Annotated in this window: 14 protein-coding genes; 7 read left to right on the forward strand and 7 right to left on the reverse strand. The window is 61.3% G+C overall.

Annotated features, from left to right (window positions below; translation table 11 throughout):
• Positions 1 to 17 precede the first annotated feature (17 nt).
• Positions 18 to 608, reverse strand: a complete 591-nt coding sequence (locus HGP12_RS22710; RefSeq protein ID WP_168842160.1) for a glutathione S-transferase — start codon at positions 606 to 608, stop codon at positions 18 to 20.
• A 31-nt stretch (positions 609 to 639) separates the two neighbouring features.
• On the reverse strand, positions 640 to 1,491 hold the full coding sequence (locus HGP12_RS22715; RefSeq protein WP_168842161.1) for a 23S rRNA (adenine(2030)-N(6))-methyltransferase RlmJ: 852 nt from the start codon (positions 1,489 to 1,491) through the stop codon (positions 640 to 642).
• An 81-nt stretch (positions 1,492 to 1,572) separates the two neighbouring features.
• On the opposite strand from HGP12_RS22715, the gene HGP12_RS22720 reads away from it, so the two are divergent.
• The 3 genes from HGP12_RS22720 (at position 1,573) to HGP12_RS22730 (ending at position 5,602) form a co-directional block, all read left to right on the forward strand.
• Positions 1,573 to 3,696 carry a molybdopterin-dependent oxidoreductase gene (locus HGP12_RS22720; RefSeq protein WP_246703508.1) on the forward strand — a complete coding sequence of 708 codons (2,124 nt, stop codon included), beginning with the start codon at positions 1,573 to 1,575 and terminating at the stop codon, positions 3,694 to 3,696.
• On the forward strand, positions 3,693 to 4,286 hold the full coding sequence (locus HGP12_RS22725; RefSeq protein ID WP_168842163.1) for an NUDIX domain-containing protein: 594 nt from the start codon (positions 3,693 to 3,695) through the stop codon (positions 4,284 to 4,286). The genes HGP12_RS22720 and HGP12_RS22725 overlap by 4 nt, the downstream gene beginning before the upstream one ends.
• Before the next feature lie 146 nt (positions 4,287 to 4,432).
• Positions 4,433 to 5,602, forward strand: coding sequence for an alpha-D-ribose 1-methylphosphonate 5-triphosphate diphosphatase (locus tag HGP12_RS22730; RefSeq protein ID WP_168842164.1), 1,170 nt, complete (start codon positions 4,433 to 4,435; stop codon positions 5,600 to 5,602).
• A 54-nt stretch (positions 5,603 to 5,656) separates the two neighbouring features.
• On the opposite strand, the gene purN is transcribed toward HGP12_RS22730, so the two are convergent.
• Entirely contained in the window at positions 5,657 to 6,328 is a 672-nt protein-coding gene (gene purN / locus HGP12_RS22735; protein ID WP_168842165.1) for a phosphoribosylglycinamide formyltransferase, read from the reverse strand.
• On the reverse strand, positions 6,325 to 7,398 hold the full coding sequence (gene purM / locus HGP12_RS22740; protein WP_168842166.1) for a phosphoribosylformylglycinamidine cyclo-ligase: 1,074 nt from the start codon (positions 7,396 to 7,398) through the stop codon (positions 6,325 to 6,327). Before purM ends, purN begins: the two co-directional genes overlap by 4 nt.
• A gap of 222 nt (positions 7,399 to 7,620) precedes the next feature.
• Here purM and HGP12_RS22745 point away from each other — a divergent pair, with 222 nt between their 5' ends.
• The 4 genes from HGP12_RS22745 (at position 7,621) to ppx (ending at position 13,276) form a co-directional block, all read left to right on the forward strand.
• Positions 7,621 to 8,751, forward strand: coding sequence for an AI-2E family transporter (locus tag HGP12_RS22745; RefSeq protein WP_168842200.1), 1,131 nt, complete (start codon positions 7,621 to 7,623; stop codon positions 8,749 to 8,751).
• Positions 8,752 to 8,753: 2 nt separating this feature from the next.
• Positions 8,754 to 9,467 carry a DnaA regulatory inactivator HdaA gene (gene hdaA, locus HGP12_RS22750; protein WP_168842167.1) on the forward strand — a complete coding sequence of 238 codons (714 nt, stop codon included), beginning with the start codon at positions 8,754 to 8,756 and terminating at the stop codon, positions 9,465 to 9,467.
• 75 nt (positions 9,468 to 9,542) lie between these two features.
• Complete coding sequence (locus HGP12_RS22755; protein ID WP_168842168.1) at positions 9,543 to 11,744, forward strand: RNA degradosome polyphosphate kinase; 2,202 nt, start codon at positions 9,543 to 9,545, stop codon at positions 11,742 to 11,744.
• 11 nt (positions 11,745 to 11,755) lie between these two features.
• Complete coding sequence (ppx, locus tag HGP12_RS22760; RefSeq protein WP_168842169.1) at positions 11,756 to 13,276, forward strand: exopolyphosphatase; 1,521 nt, start codon at positions 11,756 to 11,758, stop codon at positions 13,274 to 13,276.
• A gap of 67 nt (positions 13,277 to 13,343) precedes the next feature.
• On the opposite strand, the gene HGP12_RS22765 is transcribed toward ppx, so the two are convergent.
• From HGP12_RS22765 to rnd, 3 genes are all read right to left on the reverse strand, one after another.
• Complete coding sequence (locus tag HGP12_RS22765; RefSeq protein WP_168842201.1) at positions 13,344 to 14,699, reverse strand: esterase-like activity of phytase family protein; 1,356 nt, start codon at positions 14,697 to 14,699, stop codon at positions 13,344 to 13,346.
• 164 nt (positions 14,700 to 14,863) lie between these two features.
• Positions 14,864 to 15,916: an adenylate/guanylate cyclase domain-containing protein gene (locus tag HGP12_RS22770; RefSeq protein ID WP_168842170.1), complete on the reverse strand. Its 1,053-nt coding sequence runs from the start codon at positions 15,914 to 15,916 to the stop codon at positions 14,864 to 14,866.
• Positions 15,917 to 16,107: 191 nt separating this feature from the next.
• Positions 16,108 to 17,253 carry a ribonuclease D gene (gene rnd / locus HGP12_RS22775; protein ID WP_168842171.1) on the reverse strand — a complete coding sequence of 382 codons (1,146 nt, stop codon included), beginning with the start codon at positions 17,251 to 17,253 and terminating at the stop codon, positions 16,108 to 16,110.
• Positions 17,254 to 17,262 lie beyond the last annotated feature (9 nt).

The following is a 17,262-nucleotide window of genomic DNA, read 5'->3' on the forward strand; positions in this document are numbered from 1 at the left end:
CTGTCGGGACGGCAAAATCAGGCTTGCGGCTTCATCGCCGGAAAATCGGGGAAATGCTTCTCGAACTTGTGCGCCCAGTCGATCAATCCCGCGTGGTCCGCCTCCCATTGCCCCTCGAAGCGGAGTTGCAGATAGCCGACGAGGGCGGCAAGCGCGAAATGTCCCGCGTGCAATTTCTTGCCGATCTTCGGCGGCTCGGCATCGAGATGGGTGAGGGCGCGGCTAACCTTGGTCCACTGCCGGTCGATCCAGGGTTGATGCTGTTTTTCGGGCTCGCGAAGGCGGCGCTCGTAGACGATCGACAGGAGGCACTCATTGGTGCCGTCGATCATCGCTTCCAGAACCTCGATTTCGGTGCGCTTTCCCTTCTTTGAAGGATAGAGCCCGCCCTCGCGACGATCGAAATAATGCATGATGGCGCGGCTGTCGAAAATGGCGCCCTCGTCGGTCAGCAATGTCGGGATCTTGCCCAGCGGATTGTTGTCGATGAGCAGCGTCGGCCCGGCATTCGTATCGACATGGATCTCCTCGAGCTTGATCCCGAGATGGCGCGCCGCCATGCGCACCTTGCTGGAGAAGGGGGAGGTGGACGAGCAGAGAAGTCTCATGAAATCACCTGTTAGGGTATGTGGAGCAAATTCAATGTTCGCCGCGCAGCCAGAAGGCACGCTGCGAGGCGAAGCGGTCTTGCGCCAGAATGTCCTTCAAAGCAGGCAGCAGCGCGTGCAGCTCGTCCTTCAGCGTGAAGGGCGGGTTGACGATGATGAGGCCGGAGCCGGTAAGTCCGGTGAAGCCGCGATCGCTTTTGACCGTCAGCTCGGCGCAGAGCATCTTTGGAATTTCCAGCGCCTGCAGCGCCTCGTGGAACTGTTTGATCGGCGCGTCCTTCTTGATCGGATACCAGAGGCAGTAGGCGCCGCCGGGAAAGCGGCGCCAGGCCTTCGCCAGGCCGTCGATCAACCGCTCATATTCGCCCTCCTCCTCGAAAGGCGGGTCGACGAGCACGATGCCACGCTTCTCCTTCGGCGGCAGATGCGCGCCGAGCGCCAGCCAGCCATCGAGTTCGGTGATGCGCGCGTGGTGATCGCCCTCGAACAGGCGGTGCAACCGATGAAAATCGTCCGGATGCAGCTCCGTGGCCGAAAGCCGGTCCTGCGGGCGAAACAGCATGCGCGCCAGCTTCGGCGAGCCGGGATAGAGCCTGACGCCGCCTTCGGGATTCAGCTGTCGAACGGCGGTAAGATAAGGCTCAAGCAGATCGGCCACCTGCGGTACGAGCTCCGCCTCCAGCAGCCTGCCGATGCCATCGCGCCATTCGCCTGTCTTCTGGGCCTCTTCGGACGAAAGATCGTAAAGCCCGATGCCGGCATGGGTGTCGAGGACGCGAAAGGCCTTGTCCTTGTTCTGCATATAGCGGACAAGGCGCGCGAGGATCGCGTGTTTCAAGACATCGGCGAAATTGCCCGCGTGGTAGATGTGCCGATAGTTCATTGTCGGTGAAGTCCGCATGAATTGTTGAGATGGGCCGGATTGTCTCTAGTGGCCGGACATTGCTTGAAATATACAAACATCATGAACATTGCGACCCCCATCCAAGCCAAATCGCGCGTCGGCCACACTGCCTGCCCGCATGACTGTCCCTCCACCTGCGCGCTGGAGGTCGATCTGACTGAAGACGGCAGGATCGGCCGGGTTCGCGGCGCCAACGATCATTCCTATACGTCCGGCGTCATCTGCGCCAAGGTCGCACGCTACGCCGAGCGGCTCTATCATCCCGATCGGCTGATGAAGCCGCTGCGCTGCGCCGGCGCCAAGGGCGAGGGGCGCTGGCAGGAGATTTCCTGGGACGATGCGCTCGACGAAATCGCCGAAGCCTTCGTCAAGGCCGAAGCCAGGGATGGCAGCGAGGCGATCTGGCCTTATTTCTATGCCGGCACGATGGGCTGGGTGCAGCGCGACTCCATCGAGCGGCTGCGCCATGCCAAGCGCTATTCCGGCTTCTTCTCGTCGATCTGCACCAATCCGGCCTGGACCGGCTTCACCATGGCGACGGGCGTGCTGCGCGGCCCGGACCCGCGGGAAATGGGGCGTACGGATTGCGTCGTCATCTGGGGCACGAATGCCGTGGCAACCCAGGTCAACGTCATGACCCATGCGATCAAGTCCCGCAAGGAACGCGGCGCCAAGATCGTCGTCGTCGATATCTATGACAATCCGACGATGAAGCAGGCCGACATGGCCCTGATCGTCAAGCCGGGCACGGATGCCGCACTTGCCTGCGCCGTCATGCACATCGCCTTTCGCGACGGCTATGCCGACCGCCCCTATATGGCCAGATATGCCGACGATCCCGCCGGGCTTGAAGAGCATCTGAAATCGAAGACCCCGGCATGGGCGGCTGCGATCACCGGCCTTTCGGTCGACGAGATAGAAGCCTTCGCAAAGCTCGTTGGGATAACCAAGAAAACCTACTTCCGTCTCGGCTATGGCTTCACACGCCAGCGCAACGGCGCGATCGCCATGCACGCGGCAGCGTCGATCGCCACCGTTCTCGGCTCCTGGCAATATGAGGGCGGCGGCGCCTTTCATTCGAACAGCGATATCTTCCGCATGGACGCAAGCGAATTGATCGGCCGCGCCATGAAGGACCTCGATGTCCGCATGATCGACCAGTCACAGATCGGCCGCGCTTTGACCGGCGATGCCGTAGCGCTTCGCCACCGCGGCCCGGTCACGGCCATGCTGATCCAGAACACCAATCCGGTAAACATCGCGCCGGAACAGCGGCTGGTGAAGCGCGGCTTTGCCCGCTCCGACCTCTTCGTCGCCGTGCACGAGCAATTCATGACCGATACAGCCGAGATGGCCGATATCGTCATCCCCGCCACCATGTTCGTCGAGCATGACGACATCTATCGCGCCAGCGGGCAGAATCACATTCTCCTCGGCCCGAAACTGGTGGAGCCGCCGCCGACCGTGCGCAGCAATCTTTTCGTGATCGAAGAGCTCGCCAAGCGCCTCGGCGTTGCGGATCGTCCCGGCTTCGGCTTCTCGGCCCGCGAGATGATCGATCGCGTTCTGTCGAGGAGCGGCCTGCCGGATTACGATTATTTCCTCGAGCACAAATGGTTCGACCGCCAGCCGGACTTCGAGGATGCGCATTTTCTCAGCGGTTTCGCTCATCCCGACGGCAAGTTCCGCTTCCGTCCGGATTGGGTCAACCAGCCGGCGCCGAACCGTCCGCCAGAGGCCATCGGCCTGCTCGGCCCCCATGTCGAGCTGCCGGAGTTTCCGGATCAGGTCGATGTCATCGAGGTCGCCGATCCAGAGCATCCATTCCGGCTCGCCACCTCGCCGGCGCGCAACTTCCTGAATTCGAGTTTCGCGGAGACAAAGACATCGCGGCAGAAGGAAGGACGTCCCGAGGTGATGATCAATCCGGCCGATGCCGAGGAGCTCGATATCATCCATGGCGATCTGGTCCACATCGGCAATATGAGAGGCGATATCCGCCTGCATGCGCGCGTGACGGCGGAAGTGAAGCCGGGCGTGCTGATTGCCGAAGGTCTTTGGCCGAACAAGGCCCATGTCGACGGCGAGGGCATCAACGTGCTCACCGGCGCCGATCCCGTCGCGCCCTATGGAGGCGCGGCTGTCCATGACAACAAGGTATGGCTTCGCAAGGACGTGGCATGAGTAAATTCGAAAAGGCGAAAGCCGAAATCGTCAGCGAAAAAACGCTGGCGGATCAATGGACGCGGCTCAGCACTTTTGAAGTCGATTACACGGATTCGCAGGGCGAAAAGCATCGACTGAAGCGCGAAGTCTATCATCGCACGCCTGCCGCCTGCATCCTGCTTTATGATCCCAGGCGGGAAACGGTGGTTCTGGTCCGGCAGTATCGCCTGCCGTCGCAGCTTGTCGGCCTGCCGGAGAGAATGATCGAGGTGCCCGCCGGCTTGCTCGATGGCGACGATCCGGAATCAGCGATCCGCCGCGAAGCCATGGAGGAGACCGGCTTTCGCGTGCGCGACGTCCGTTTCCTGTTCAAGTCGATGACGTCGCCCGGCTCCTCGACCGAGGTCATCCACTTCTTCGCCGCGGTGATCGATATCTCCGATCGCGTTGCCGATGGCGGCGGGCTTGCTGAAGAGCATGAGGACATCGAGGTCCTGGAGGTTCGTCTGTCCGACGCAATTGCGATGATCGAGAGAGGCGATATCTGTGACGCCAAGACGATCATGCTGTTGCAATGGGCGGCTTTGAATGTCGCCAGCCTAAAATAGGTTGCTGCGTGGGGAAGCTTCGTGAAAACTCTGCTCCCCCTTCATCACAATGTCACGAATCGAGCTTACCGGGGCGTGCCGGCCCGAAAACATTCGAATGTTTCCGCGCCTCCTTCGATCATGGACGCTGTTTCAGGAGAAAGCCGATGTGGCTCAGCAATTTCACGCTCGTTCTTCCCAATGAAGTCGTCGGGAGGGGCGCGGTGCGCATCGAGGATGGCGTGATTGCCGAAATCCGCTCCGAGCCGGTGGAGCAGCCGACCTTCGATGGCGGCGGCCGTTTGCTGATGCCGGGCTTCGTCGACCTGCATTGTGACATGATAGAGCGCGAGATCGCGCCGCGACCGAATGCGATGATGCCGATCGATTTCGGCATTCACGAACTGGACAAGAAACTGGCGGCGGCCGGCGTCACCACCGCCTTTGCGGCCCTCTCCTTTGCGACCGAGAGCGTCTACGGTCACGTCCGCTCGCTCGAAACCACCTCGGCGGTGATCCGCGGCATCGGCAGCCTGCGCGATGAGCTTCTGATAGATCATCGCGTCCATGCCCGCTACGAAATCACCAATCTCGGCGCGGCTCCGACCCTGGAGCAGCTGCTGGAAGAAGGCTCCGTCGACATGGTCTCGCTAACAGATCATACGCCGGGGCAAGGGCAATACAACGACATCGAAAGCTATATCCGCAGCATGTCCGAGCGCCGCTCCATGTCGCGCGAAGCGGCCGAGGAAGTCGTGGCGAAACGTATCGCACAGCGGCAGGACCCGGAGATCGAGCGCAAGCTGCACGACGTGGTCGCACTTTCGCTGAACCACAAGCTGTCGCTGGCCTCGCATGACGACGACAGCGCCGAAAAGGTCGCAGCAATGCATGAACTCGGTGTGACGATCAGCGAGTTTCCTGTGACGGGACCGGCGGCCGAAGAGGCCTGCCGCCGCGGCCTCTGGACGCTGATGGGCGCGCCGAATGCGCTGCGCGGCCAGTCCATGTCCGGCAATCTCAGCGCCCTGGATGCGGCTCGCTCCGGTCTGCTCGGCATCATCGCGGCCGACTATCATCCGGCTGCCTTCGTGCCGGCGATCTTCAAGATCGCCGATGTCGTCGGTGGTGGCCTGCCGGCCGCCGTTGCGATGGCAACGTCCAACGCTGCCCGTTCGGCCGGTCTGATAGATCGCGGCGAAATCGCCGTCGGCCAGCTTGCCGATCTGGTGGCCGTCGAGCCTGGCTCGGTCCACCGCATCCGCGCCACCTTTCGCGGCGGCCGCATCGTCTATAGTGACGGCACGCTGCATCCGCTGATGGCAATGGCAGCCTGAGGAAAATGATTGAAGGCGCAAGTTGAGGGGGCGTCTGGCGCCGGAATTCCCTATTTAACCTGCATCACCAAGCAGTGACACAACCTGCCGTCCATGGATGACAGGCGTGCTGGCAAGGCTGACGGCCCGGCCAGCTTCCATCCTGACCCTGCCTTCCGCCAGCAGCCGCAGCGATTGCGGATAGATCTGGTGCTCGACCGTGAGCACGCGAGCGGCAAGGCTATCGGCGGTATCGCCTGTTAGTACGGGCACGGCGGCCTGGCCGACGACCGGGCCATCGTCCATGCCTTCGGTGACGAAATGCACGGTGCAGCCGGCAATGCGCATACCGGCGTCGATGGCGCGCTGATGCGTATGCAGGCCGGGGAAAAGCGGTAGCAGCGACGGATGGATATTGATGATCCGGCCCTCGTAAGCCTGAATGAAGCGGCCGGAGAGCAGCCGCATATAGCCGGCAAGGCAGATGATGTCGGGCGAAAGGGCTTCCAGCTGCGAAAGGATTGCCTCTTCATGGGCTTCCTTGCTTACAAACTCCTTGCGCACGAAAGCGAAGGTCGCAGCCCCCTCGGCGGCAGCCTTTGCCAGGCCGCCGGCATCCGCCTTGTCGGAGATGACGCCGACGATCTCGGCCGGATAGTCGGGCGTTTTCGTGGCTTTCAGCAGAGCCAGCATGTTGGAGCCGCCGCCGGAGATGAAGACGACGACGCGTTTGCGCGGCGTGGTCATAGAGCCAGAGTGCCCTTGTAGACGGTGCCGTGCGCGCCTTCTTCGCGAGCGATCATGCGGCCGAGCGTAACGACTGCTTCGCCTTCCGCCTCAAGTGCGGCCCTCACGGCCTCGACGTTTTCTTGGGCGACGACGACGATCATGCCGACACCGCAGTTGAAGGTGCGCAGCATTTCCTTGGCCTCGACGCCGCCAACCTTGGCAAGCCAGGAGAAGACCGGCGGCACCGTGACGGCGGCAAGATCGATTTCGGCGGCGAGGTGCTTCGGCAGCACGCGCGGAATGTTCTCGGGGAAGCCACCGCCGGTGATGTGGGCAAGAGCCTTGAGGGCATGCGTTTCGCGGATAGCCTTGAGCAGCGGCTTCACATAGATGCGCGTCGGCGTCAGCAGCGCTTCGCCGAGCGCCTTGCCCTCGGCGAAGGGGGCCGGTGCATCCCAGCCGAGGCCGGAAAGCTCGACGATCTTGCGCACCAGCGAAAAGCCGTTGGAGTGAACGCCGGAGGAGGCGAGGCCGAGAATGACGTCGCCTTCGGCAATATCGCCCGAGGGCAGCAGCTGGCCACGCTCGGCGGCACCGACGGCAAAACCCGCCAGGTCGTAATCGCCGTCGGAATACATGCCCGGCATTTCCGCCGTCTCGCCACCGATCAGCGCACAGCCCGCCTCGCGGCAGCCGGCAGCAATACCGCCGACGATCGCCGCACCCTGGTCGGGGTCGAGCTTGCCGGTGGCGAAGTAATCGAGGAAGAACAGCGGCTCGGCGCCCTGGACGACCAGATCGTTCACGCACATGGCCACGAGGTCTATCCCGACGGTGTCATGATAATTGGCGTCGATCGCGATCTTCAGCTTGGTGCCGACGCCGTCATTGGCAGCAACCAGCACCGGATCGGTAAAGCCCGCGGCCTTGAGGTCGAAGAGGCCGCCAAAGCCGCCGATCTCGCCGTCGGCGCCGGGCCGGCGCGTCGAACGGACGGCAGGCTTGATCTTTTCGACCAGCAGGTTGCCGGCGTCGATATCGACGCCCGCGTCGCTATAGGTCAGACCGTTTTTTCCAGACTGGCTCATGCTTCCGCCTCCGATGGCCGCCTGTCCATTATGACAGGGCTTTGATGGCGTCGCCATTGCATGATAGGGGCCTTTATGCAAGGCGCAAGCGCCGCAAACCCTTCGATTTTCCCCGCTTCCCATTGCCCGAGGCAGATTTCCGGCCCCAGGCTTGACCATAAATGCGGCATCATCCTATGTCCTAAGCACACGGCAAACGGGCTGGAAGCAACGGGGAAGATGATGGAGCAAAAGGTCAGCGGGGCGAGCCTCAAGCGCCAAGTCACGTTCTGGGTGATCGTGCTCGTCGTCTTCATCGGCTTCGTCTACATCTTCAGCACGATCCTGCTGCCCTTCATCGCCGGCATGGCGGTCGCCTATTTCCTCGATCCGGTCGCCGACCGGCTGGAGCGGATCGGGCTCAGCCGCCTGATGGCGACAGTGGTCATCCTCGTTTCCTTCGTGCTGATCTTCGCGCTGGCGCTGACGATCGTCATTCCGATCATCATCAACCAGTTCAACGATTTCATTCAACACATACCGACCTATGTGCAGCAAGCGCAGCAGCTGGTCGCCAAGGCGCAGACGATGGTGCTGCCGGACTGGATCCGCAATCAGCTGGGCGCCATCAAGGATAATTTCTCCAGCATCATGTCCGACGGGCTGAGCTTCGTCGGCGGGCTGTTCGCGCAGATCTGGAGCTCCGGCAAGGCGCTGGTCAATATCATCTCGCTGATGGTCGTCACGCCGGTCGTCGCCTTCTACATCCTGCTCGATTGGGATCGTATGATCGCCAAGGTGGACGACTGGACGCCGCGCGATCATGTCGCCACCGTCCGCCAGATCGCCCGGGAGATCGATCAGGCGATCGCCGGCTTCATCCGGGGGCAGGGCTCGCTCTGCATCATTCTCGGCGTCTATTACGGCGTCGGCCTGTCGCTGGTCGGCCTGAACTTCGGCCTGCTGATCGGCCTCTTCGCCGGCATGATCAGCTTCATTCCCTATGTCGGCTCGCTGGTCGGCCTCATCTTGGCGGTCGGCGTCGCGCTGGTTCAGTTCTGGCCCGATTATCTCTGGGTCGGTCTGACGCTCGCCGTCTTCTTCACCGGCCAGTTCCTCGAAGGCAACGTCTTGCAGCCGAAACTCGTCGGCGAAAGCGTCGGCCTGCATCCGGTCTGGCTGATGTTCGCCCTTTTTGCCTTCGGCGCGCTCTTCGGCTTCGTCGGCCTGTTGATTGCGGTCCCGGCGGCTGCCGCTTGCGGCGTCCTTGTTCGCTTCGCCCTTTCGCGGTACCTTCAGAGTGATCTTTATTACGGACGCTCGGAAGCGGGCAAGGCGCGCAGAGCCAAGGCCGGCAAGCCCGAGAACAGCTAGACATGACCGACGCAAAGAACGCTGATCTGAGGCGCAAGGCCGCCGAACAGCTGGCCTTGGCCTTTACGCACGATCCCGCAAACGGGCGTGACGACCTGCTCGTCGCCGATCCGTTGAGCGCGGCGGTGAGGATCGTCGATTCCTGGCCGAATTGGCCATCGCCGGTGGTTGTCCTGGCCGGTCCCGTCGGCTCGGGTAAATCGCATCTCGCCAGCATCTGGAGCGAGCGGTGCGGCGCCGTCCACATCCACCCCGTCGCAGGTTCCGATGCCGCGGTCGCGGCCTCGAACGGTCCTGTTATCTTCGAGGATGTGGATCGCCTCGGCTTTGACGATACAGCGCTCTTTCATGTCATCAACAGCGTTCGCGAAAACGGCACCAGTCTTCTGATGACAAGCCGGCTCTGGCCGATGTCCTGGCCGGTGACGCTGCCTGATCTGCGCTCCCGCCTGAAGGCGGCAACGGTTGTCGAGATCGGCGAGCCGGACGAGGAATTGCTGTCGCAGGTGATCGTCAAGCTCTTCGCCGACCGGCAGCTTTATATCGATGACAAACTCGTCCTTTATATCGTTAATCGCATGGAGCGTTCCTTGAACGCAGCGCAGATGATCGTCGACAGGCTGGACCGGCTGGCACTTGGGCGAGGCACAAGGATCACGCGAGTGTTGGCCGCTGAGGTCTTGAATGAACTGGGCAATTCCGGCCAGCCGGATTGAGCGGATGCCGACTGTCACAGTTCCGTCGTCAAACTGATATACGTGGCACAAGATTGGAAAGAGGGTAGGTGGAACATGGACTCGGCACTCACGGAACATCAGGACGCCAACCAGGAAGCCCCAGAGGCCGCACTTCCCGTCAGCGAGCTGCTGACTAGCCCCGAGCGCTTCATCAACCGCGAATTTTCCTGGCTGCAGTTCAATCGTCGCGTCCTAGAAGAAACGTTGAACACCGTCCATCCGCTGCTGGAGCGCGTTCGTTTTCTGTCCATCTCCGCCGCCAACCTGGATGAATTCTTCATGGTGCGCGTCGCCGGCCTCGAAGGCCAGGTTCGCCAGAAGATCCTGGTGCGCACGCCCGACGGCAAGACACCAGCCGAGCAGCTCGACGACATCCTGCGCGAGATCGACAACCTGCAGATGGAGCAGCAAGCCTCGCTCGCCGTCCTGCAGCAATATCTCGCCAAGGAAGATATTCTGATCGTCCGCCCGGCGGCCCTTTCCGATGCCGATCGCCAGTGGCTCCATACCGAATTCGAACAGGCGATTTTTCCCGTCCTGACGCCGCTCTCCATCGACCCGGCGCATCCTTTCCCGTTCATCCCGAACCTCGGCTTCTCGATCGCGCTGCAGCTTAAGAGCATGAACGGCCGCGAACCCATGACGGCGCTGCTGCGTCTGCCGCCGGCGCTGGATCGCTTCGTGCGCCTGCCGGATGCAAGCAACGTCATCCGCTACATCACGCTGGAAGATGTGGTGAACATCTTCATTCATCGGCTCTATCCCGGCTACGAAGTGCAGGGTTCGGGTACGTTCCGTATCATCCGCGACAGCGATATTGAAGTCGAGGAAGAGGCCGAAGACCTGGTGCGCTTCTTCGAAACCGCGCTGAAGCGCCGCCGCCGCGGTTCCGTGATCCGCATCGAGACCGATTCCGAAATGCCGCTGGAGCTTCGCCAGTTCGTGGTGGACTCGCTGAACGTTCCGGAAAACCGCATCGCGGTTCTGCCCGGCCTGCTCGCGCTCAACACGCTCTCGGAAATCTGTAAGGCCCCGCGGGACGACCTTCGCTTCGAGCCCTACAATGCCCGATTTCCTGAGCGCGTCCGCGAACATGCCGGCGATTGTTTCGCCGCCATCCGCGAAAAGGACATGGTCGTCCACCACCCCTACGAATCCTTCGACGTGGTGGTCCAGTTCCTTCTCCAGGCTGCGCGCGATCCTGACGTTCTGGCGATAAAGCAGACGCTCTATCGTACGTCGAACGACAGCCCGATCGTGCGCGCGCTGATCGACGCGGCCGATCTCGGCAAATCGGTCACGGCTCTGGTGGAGCTGAAGGCCCGTTTCGACGAAGAGGCGAACATTCGCTGGGCGCGCGATCTGGAGCGCGCCGGCGTACAGGTCGTCTTCGGCTTCATCGAGCTCAAGACTCATTCGAAGATGTCGATGGTCGTGCGCCGTGAAGACGCCAAGCTGCGCACCTATTGCCACCTCGGCACCGGCAACTACCATCCGGTCACCGCGAAGATCTATACTGACCTGTCCTATTTCACCTGCGATCCGAAGATCGCCCACGACATGGCGAACATCTTCAACTTCATCACCGGCTATGGTGAGCCGGAGCACGACATGAAGATCGCGGTTTCGCCCTACACGCTCCGCACTCGCATCCTCGAGCATATCGAGGGAGAGATCGAGTTCGCCAAGAGCGGCCACCCGGCGGCGATCTGGATGAAGATGAACTCGCTTGTTGATCCCGACATCATCGACGCCCTCTATCGCGCCAGCAACGCCGGCGTCGAAATCGATCTTGTCGTGCGCGGCATCTGCTGCCTGCGTCCGCAAGTATCAGGTCTTTCGGAAAAGATCCGGGTCAAGTCCATCATCGGCCGCTTCCTTGAGCACAGCCGCATCTTCTGTTTCGGCAATGGCCAGGGTCTGCCGTCCGACAAGGCGCTGGTCTATATCGGCTCTGCGGACATGATGCCGAGAAACCTTGACCGCCGCGTCGAAACCCTTGTCCCGCTCACCAACAAGACCGTGCACGAACAGGTGCTTTCACAGATCATGCTGGGCAATATCATTGACAATCAGCAAAGCTACGAGATATTGCCGGACGGGACTTCACGGCGCATAGAAGTGCGCCAGGGAAAAGAGCCATTTAATGCGCAGCAGTATTTCATGACCAATCCCAGCCTGTCGGGCCGTGGTGAAGCCTTGAAATCCAGTGCACCGAAACTCATCGCTGGGCTGCTGTCGGGCCGCAACAAATAAATTGGACCTGCATGGTTGAATCAGAAGCCCAGGGGCGTCTTCCGGGTATCGCCCCTGTCTCCGTTGTCGATATCGGGTCGAACTCGGTCCGTCTTGTCGTCTATGAAGGCCATTCGCGGTCTCCGACCATCCTTTTCAACGAGAAAGTGCTATGCGGCCTCGGCAAGGGCATAGCGCTGACCGGAAAGATGGACGAGGAAAGCGTGGCGCGGGCGCTGGCCGCGCTGCATCGCTTCAAGGCGCTCTCCGATCAGGCGCGCGCCTCCACCATCTATGTGCTGGCGACAGCCGCAGCGCGCGAGGCCAGCAATGGCCCGCATTTCATTCATCAGGCCGAGGCCATCCTGCAGCGCAAGGTGCGCGTGCTGTCCGGCGAGGAAGAGGCGCGCTTCTCCGCGCTCGGCATCGTCAGCGGCTTCTTTCATCCGGACGGGATCGCCGGCGATCTCGGCGGCGGCTCGCTGGAACTGATCGACATCAAGGACCGGGACATCGGCAAGGGCATTACGCTGCCGCTCGGTGGCCTGCGCCTTTCCGAATATGCCGGCGGCTCGATCGAAAAGGCACGTAGCTTCGCGCGCAAGCATGTCAAGACGGCAAAGCTGTTGAGCAAGGGCGAAGGCCGGACGTTCTATGCGGTCGGCGGCACATGGCGAAACGTCGCCAAGCTGCACATGGAAATCCGCAAATATCCGCTGCATATGATGCAGGGTTATGAAGTGCAGCTCGACGAGATGCTGCGCTTCCTGGATCAGATCGTCGAATCGAAGGATTCAAAGGACCCGGCGTTGCAGGCGGTTTCCAAGCATCGCCGTTCGCTGCTGCCCTTCGGCGCAGTCGCCATGCGCGAAGTGCTGACGGCCATGAAGCCATCGGTTATCTCCTTTTCCGCACAGGGCGTTCGCGAGGGCTATCTCTACTCGCTGCTGACCGAAGCGGAGCGTAACAGCGATCCGCTGCTCGTCGCCGCCGGTGAGCTAGCCATCCTGCGTGCCCGCTCGCCGGAGCATGCCCGTGAACTGGCCGATTGGACCGGGCGGATGATGCCGTTCTTCGGGATCACCGAAACCGATGAGGAAAGCCGCTATCGCCAGGCCGCATGCCTGCTCGCCGATATCAGCTGGCGCGCGCATCCGGATTATCGCGGCTTGCAGGCATTGAACATCATCGCCCATACATCCTTCGTCGGCATCACCCATGCCGGCCGCGCCTTCATTGCGCTTGCCAATTACTATCGTTTCGAAGGATTGAACGACGACGGGGAGACAGAACCGCTGGCGACGATCGCCACCCCACTCTACCTTGAGCGGGCCAAGCTGCTCGGTGGCTTGCTGCGTGTCGTCTACCTCTTCTCGGCGTCGATGCCCGGTATCGTGCGCAACCTGTCGTTCCGCCGCTCGACAAATCCAGATTTGGATCTCGAATTCGTCGTTCCCGCAGAATATCACGATTTTGCCGGCGAGAGGCTGGACGGGCGCCTGCAGCAGCTCGGCAAGCTGACGAACCGCCGGCTGGCCTTCTGCTTTGAATAAATCTGGCTGTTTCCAATAGGTCTGAAGCCTCTCCCCGCATGGCAGGGAGAGGCGATTTTGTCGCGGCTCACTTCGCGTTCAGGAAATCACCGACTTCGAGAAGGCTGAATTCGTTGTCGTCGGCCTTGTCGACGGCGCGGCCCGCCGAGAAGGGCAGGTTGTTGTCGTTGCCGATGATGATATGCGTGGCATCGACGCGGTCGACATTCTCGATGGTGACGAACGGCATGTTGTAGAAGCCTTCGCCGCCGCCCTGGCGGCGCTTGTGATCGGGATCTTCGATGCGCAGCAGGTCGATGTAGCCGATCTTGCGAACGGATTTGCCGACATTGGCATCGCTGAACTCGATCTTGTAGACGCGCTTCAGCTCGGCCGGGGCCTCGAAGCAATCCGGCTTCGGCTGCTTGGGATCGGCGCAAGCCTTGTCCTTCGTGCCGGCGCCGTTGTCGCGTTCGATGACCAAGGCCGTCGTTTCGTCGAGCATGTTGAAGTCGCCGATCGAGACGCCCTTGTCCGCGAAAGGATAGAGCCAGCTGCGGCCGGTCCAGCTCTTGGAGGCGACGTTGAATTCGATGACGCGGATGGCCGTCTTGCCGTCGACGCTCTCCATCTGGCCGTCATCCTTGTAGATCGGACCTTCCAGCAGACCATAGAGCTTGGAGCCGTCCTTCGACATGGCAAGGCCCTCGAAGCCGCCCGAGCGCTTCAGGTTGAAGGCCGGCATCTTCTGCGTGGGGTTGCCGGGCAGCTGCAGCAGGGCATTGTCGGGAGACATGACCGGCTTGCCGTCGAGCGCCGTCGCGAAGACGTCGGTCAGCTGGCCGTTCGTATCGAACTTCAAAAGATAAGGCCCGAATTCGTCGCCGATCCAGAAGCCGTCGGCAACCGGCTGGATCGATTCGATATCGAAATCGGCACCGGTCAGGTAGCGCTTTTCGGCGCCTTCGAGAACGATCGGGAAGGGGGCCTTCTTGTTCGGATCGGAGAGGAACAGGTTCTTGACGACCTCGACCTTGCCGCTATCCCAGTTGAACTTGAGCTGATGCAGGAAGAGCATCGCATCCGAGGAGTTCTGCTTGGAGCCGAAGCCATTGTCGGAGAGCGTCCAGAAGGTTCCGTCCGGCATGGTCTTGATGCCGGAAAAGCCCTGGATCGGCTGACCGGCGAAGGGCAGCTTCAGGTCGGTGACACGGGCGCCGTCCTTGCCGGGCACCGTGCCGGGCGCATCAGTGCGCTTGCGGTCCGGCGTGGTGAACTTGCCGGATGTCTTCAGGAAGTCGGGCGCGTCCGCAGGCGCGTCGGCGATCGTGTTGGCCGGGAGGATGGCCTGTCCCACGAGCTTTGCCTTGAATTGCTGCTCGGCCTGGGCCGAGGCGGCAAGCAGAAGGAAGAGTGCCGTGGAGGCGGAAAGGATTCGGGTCATCATGTCACCTTGTTGGCGAGGAGTGGCGAAAACGATCCGGCTTAGCAGGCGAGCCATGTCGGCGAATTAACGCTCAGGTGAAGATTTGGTGACTGTGGACAACCTATAAGGTGTGAAGCTCAGACGAGCATCGATCTGAAAATGCAGCCAGTATTTTGCATTGCTTACAATCTGCCGCGGACCGTCTTGAGAACTTCTCGGCTCTGCGTATGAAGCGCGATCACGCCGAGAGGCTGATCGCGGCCGCGAACGGCATGCTCGCCGAGCTCTTCCTTGATGATCGCCTCGGGCAGCTCGAGCTGTCTGGCAAGATCGCTCGAAATCAGCACCTGGCGTTCCAGCGTCTTGCAGAGCGATTCCAGCCTTGCGGTGGTATTCACCGTGTCGCCGAAATAGGCGATCTTGTGATGGTCGACGCCGATTTCGCCCGTCACGATGCTGCCGCCATGCAAAGCGGCGCGCAGACGCGGCACCCTGCCATAGGATTTCAGCCACGTCTCGGCGTTCTTTTCGATATCGTCGAGGATATTAAAGACGCAGCGCACGCAATTGGCATTCTTCACGCCGCGGCGAAGCGGCCAGGTGATGATGGCGGCATCACCGATATAATCGTCGATCGCGCCCTTGTGCCGCCGTACGGGCTCCGCTATGGCGCCGAACACTGCGCCCAGGAATTCCTGTGTCTTGAGGTCGCCGTGCTCTTCCGCAAAGGCAGTGGAGCCGACGAGATCGATGAACAGAAAGACGCGTTCCTCCTGCACCGGATTGCGGTATCGGCCGGTCAGCAGGCTGAGGAAGACGTCGCGGCCGAGCAGTTCCCGCACGCGGCCGATGAAGATGATGACGGCGGTCACCAGAACGGCATAGATGTAGACGTCTATCTTCAGTACCGTCACGTCTTTCCATGACGCTTCGACCAGGCCTAGCAATTTCAAAAGACTGCCCGCCATGGCATAGCCGACGCTCATCAGGATGAAATCGACGATGAGAGCCGAAAGAATAAAGGCAGGCGTCGGCAGGCGATGCATCCAGACGTTTAGCCGCGGCAGGATCATGCGGCGTTCAAAGGCGAGCAGCGGCATGCCGCAGAACACGGCGAAGATCGCGCCGATATACATTGGCGATTGCGGGAAGAATATCTTGCCGTAGATCACGCCGGTCGAGGCGACAAGCAGCGATATCAGGATCCAGTTGCGTATCGAATGGAGAACGCCCATTCATTTTTCCGCCGAGAAGCGACGCCTGTCATCGACGCGGAATTGCGTCGGCAAACCGGAACGTCATCGAATAGAACGATTACATCAGACGTTCATTCCACGAGATTTGCGGCGCAATCGTGATTGCAGCCGCCGTAACGCTCCGCGAATCATACGCAATTGCAAGGGATTGGGGAAGGATAATGTCGCCGCTAGAGGGTGACGGTCTCGATCCGCTTGCCGACGAAGCGCAGAGCCACCTGGCCCTGGATCAGCTGCAGGGCCGTCTCGCCGAAAAGATCGCGCCGCCAGCCGGTCAAGGCCGCCACATCGGCTTTCTCTCCTTCGGCGGCGATCTTGTCGAGATCGTCGCTGTTGGCGATCACTTTCGGTGCGACGCCATGCTTTTCGGCGATGAGCTTCAGCAGCACTTTCAGCAGTTCCGAGGCGGCGGCGGTGCCTTCCGGGGCCTGCTGATGGCGCGGCGGATGCGGCATGTCCGATTTCGGCAATGCCAGCGCCGCATTGATCGCCTCGAGCACAGCCGCACCGGCGGCCGAACGCTCCCAGCCCTTGGGGATGGTGCGCAGCCGCGCCAGCGCCTCGCTGTCCTTTGGCTGCTGCTGGGCGATCTCATAGATCGCGTCATCCTTCAGCACGCGGGCGCGCGGCACGTTGCGGGCACGCGCCTCACGTTCGCGCCATGCGGCCACATATTTCAGAACTGCGAGTTCCTGCGGCTTGCGCAGCCGCATCTTCAGTCGCTGCCAGGCGTCGTCGGGATGCAGATCGTAGGTCTCGCGTGCCTCGAGGATTGCCATTTCCTCCTGCAGCCAGGATGCGCGCCCCTCGCGCTTCAGTTGCTCATCGAGCGAGAGATAGACGTCTCGCAGATGGGTCACGTCGGCCAGTGCATAGTCCAGCTGCTTTTCCGAGAGGGGACGCCGGCTCCAATCGGTAAATCGCGAGGATTTGTCGATATGGACGCTCTTGATGCGGCTGACGAGCTGATCGTACGAAACCGAATCGCCGAAGCCGCAGACCATCGCCGCCACCTGCGTATCGAAGATCGGATGCGGAATGAGGTTGCCGCGATGGAAAATGATTTCGATATCCTGGCGCGCGGCGTGGAATACCTTCAGAACCGAAGAATTGGCCATCAGCTCGAAAAACGGCGCGAGATCCAGACCCTTGGCCAGCGGATCCACCAGCACCTCGGTCGTTGGGCTTGCCATCTGTATCAGACACAGCTCCGGCCAGAAGGTCGTTTCTCGCAGGAATTCCGTATCGATGGTAATAAATTCCGACTTGGCCAGCTCTTGGCAGGCCGCCTCCAATTGGGCGGTAGTTTCGATCATCTCAACACA

The sequence above is a fragment of the Rhizobium sp. P28RR-XV genome, assembly GCF_012641385.1.
Taxonomy (GTDB): Bacteria; Pseudomonadota; Alphaproteobacteria; order Rhizobiales; family Rhizobiaceae; genus Rhizobium.